This is a genomic window from Kitasatospora sp. NPDC048296, assembly GCF_043201815.1.
Classification (GTDB): domain Bacteria; phylum Actinomycetota; class Actinomycetes; order Streptomycetales; family Streptomycetaceae; genus Kitasatospora.
The window spans coordinates 1-2,101 of the sequence record NZ_JBICZB010000189.1 but is presented as its reverse complement, the minus strand read 5'-3'; the positions used below and the strand labels follow the sequence as shown (position 1 = coordinate 2,101).

Here is a 2,101-nt window from a genome sequence, read left to right as displayed (position 1 = left end):
CTCCCGGTCGCCGGTTCGGGCCTGGGCGGTCCGATGCCCACCGCGATCGCTCTGGTCGTGGTGGGGCGGTGCCGTCCGACGCCTGATCCGGTGTCCGAGGGCGCGTCGTCCGATCGCCACGGCCGCCGCCTGGTGACGGGTGACGGGGCGGTTCGGTGTGGTGAGGGGCTTTTGCCAGTGCTCGGCCCCCCACATCGAGGTGTAGGCGGGGTCCACGGCGATGATGCTGATGCCGCGCTCGGCGCTCATCGCGAGGAGCCGGGCGCGCAGCTTGCCGGTGGGGATGCCGGAGATCAGCTGCCGGAACCGCTTGCGGCGGCCGTGCTTCTCGCGGGTCTTGGAGTCAGTGAAGTCCAGATCCTCGATGACGATGGCCCGGCATCCGGTGTCCTTGGCCCAGTGGAGGAGGCGGATGAGGGCGTGCCGGATCTGGGCGTCCCGGTGAGTGGCGGTGCCGGTGAGCTGGTAGTCGAAGGTGTGGGGCTTACCGATCGGGTTGCCGTGGGTGTCCAAGCGCCAGGCGGCGAGGTGGTCGGCGTTCATGTCCACCCCGATCACCTCACCCGAACGCAACGACTCCAGAGGGACGATGGGGAGGTCTTTGCGTTGCCAGCTCGCGTCGAGGTACCAGCGGCTCCGATCCACGTCCACGTGGATGCGGTAGGCCACCGCCCGGTTCGTCTCGATGCGGTCGCGCCACTCCGCGCCCCGGTGCGGGAACGACACCTTCGCGGCGAGGACATACCGGCCGTGCTTGCTATTGGCCAGGTGCGCCAGTGGCGCGGGCAGCTTGATGCTGACCTCGCCGTCCGGCGTGACACGGATCGTTTCATTGCCGAACCGCTTGCCGGACTCACCGTCAGCGGACATGAACCAGCGCTCCGCGTCCCAGCGTTCCCGCCACTGATCCTCGGTCAGATCTGCGGCATCGAGGTTGTGACGGGTATTGAGCAAGCGTCGGCCACCTCGGACGACGGAGACCTTTCCGGCCTCCCGCTCGGCCTTGACGTGCTCGAACTCGGCCTCAAGGTAGGCCAGACGGCGGGACTTGACGAACCACTCGCGCTCGGACCGGCATCCGCCTGGGGCGCGCTTGGTGCCCTTCTCGCCGATCGGCAGGGACAGGCGGTGGCGGATCGTTCCGATACCGGCCCGCAACGAGTCGAGGTGCTGCCACTGGGCGCGGCGGGACAGCCCCCACTGGTCATGTGTGGTCTTCGTGATCGAACCGGCCCAGCGCGCCGATGACTCCGGCGTCAGGTCACGCTTGCGGGCCGCCCACGTCTTGGAGGAGTGCTCCAGGCCGTCCCGGATACGCCGGGCCAGATCCCGGGACGCGAGCGAACCGAGGTGCTCGCCGACCAGCCGCAGGACCTTGCCGTCCTCGGCCGTCAGGCCCTTGAGCCGGTCGCGCACGCACACACCCGAAGCGGGATCGGCGACGAACGGACGGGCGATATCACGCAGGTCAGCCACGCTCGGCAGCCTCCAGCGCGGCCTTCGCCCGATTCTTCGCCGAGCGACGCCCGTACAGGCGGGCACAGAACGAGGTCAGTATCTCGACCATGTCCCGCACCAGATCGTCTTCGACCTCACCCTCGTCCAGGACGACCAGGCGGCGGCCCGACGCGGCGAGCGCGGCTTCCACGAGTTCGACGTTCATCCGGCCGAGGCGGTCCTTGTGCTCGACAACGACCGTTGTCACAGCCGGATCGGCCAGCAGACGACGGGCCTTCGACCGGCCGCCATTCATCCCGGAACCGATCTCCGATTCGACCCGGACGACACGGTGACCACCCTTGGCCGCCCATCCGGCGAGCCGGGCCGTCTGCCGCTCAAGGTCCGACTTCTGGTCATGTGAGGAGACCCGGGCATACAGGCCGACGCCGCCGGTTGGGTCGTCGGATGCGGCGTTGGCCTCGATGTTCACCAGGATCGTGCGCGGCCCCACCCGCTCAGCCGGAACCGGCAGAGTGCCCTGACGGAACCAGCGGTAAGCGGTATGGGGACTGATCCCCTGCGCTCGCGCCCACTCCGTCAGATTCATGAACGCGATCATAATGCAACTGGATTACGCTCATGCACACTTACGCACAGTCAG

General features: G+C 68.3%; 2 protein-coding genes. Both read right to left on the bottom strand.

What is annotated here, in order from left to right; genetic code table 11:
- Nucleotides 1–1,476: IS200/IS605 family accessory protein TnpB-related protein (locus ACGF12_RS38370; protein WP_393041225.1), on the bottom strand; the 1,476-nt coding region annotated here is incomplete at its 3' end.
- Nucleotides 1,469–2,047 carry an IS607 family transposase gene (locus ACGF12_RS38365; protein WP_393041222.1) on the bottom strand — a complete coding sequence of 193 codons (579 nt, stop codon included), beginning with the start codon at nt 2,045–2,047 and terminating at the stop codon, nt 1,469–1,471. The genes ACGF12_RS38370 and ACGF12_RS38365, both read right to left, overlap by 8 nt.
- Nucleotides 2,048–2,101: the final 54 nt, after the last annotated feature.

Bases quoted from the DNA above. Each gene is read 5' to 3' on its own strand.
- ACGF12_RS38365 (WP_393041222.1), bottom strand. From the start codon at position 2,047: ATGAATCTGACGGAGTGGGCGCGAGCGCAGGGGATCAGTCCCCATACC.